This is a genomic window from Neisseria sp. P0021.S007, assembly GCF_051956855.1.
Genome location: NZ_JBQCXA010001555.1, coordinates 1 through 463, shown reverse-complemented (window position 1 = coordinate 463; position 463 = coordinate 1). Strand labels below are relative to the sequence as shown.

Here is a 463-nt window from a genome sequence, read left to right as displayed (position 1 = left end):
GCGTCGGTATGTACGTTTCTTATATCCCGCAAATCCAAAACAACCTTGCCGGCAACCCCGGCTCGCCGTTGCAACCCCTCGTCGCCGCCATCAACTGCACATTATGGTTTGCCTACGGCTTTTTGAAAGAAAAACGCGACTACCCCATCATACTGGCAAACGCCCCAGGCATTATTTTGGGTTTGATTACATTTATCACTAGTTTTTAAGGAAGTTTTCAGACGGCCTGTGCAAATCAACATCTGTACAGCCTGAAAACCCAATCGTCTAATCAGAAAGGAAAACCAATGACTGAAAAACAAATGCACATTCTTTCCGTCACCGCCACCCTGGCCGGCGTCGGTATGTACGTTTCTTATATCCCGCAAATCCAAAACAACCTTGCCGGCAACCCCGGCTCGCCGTTGCAACCCCTCGTCGCCGCCATCAACTGCACATTATGGTTTGCCTACGGCTTTTTGAA

2 protein-coding genes are annotated in these 463 nt (G+C 49.0%); both read left to right on the top strand.

Going from position 1 to position 463, the window contains the following annotated elements:
* Window positions 1-209, top strand: a 209-nt coding sequence (locus ACTHUR_RS20230) for a SemiSWEET family transporter (RefSeq protein WP_285047160.1), incomplete at its 5' end; no start/stop codon positions are given.
* A 78-nt stretch (window positions 210-287) separates the two neighbouring features.
* Window positions 288-463, top strand: a 176-nt coding sequence (locus ACTHUR_RS20225; RefSeq protein WP_440400588.1) for a SemiSWEET family transporter, incomplete at its 3' end; no start/stop codon positions are given.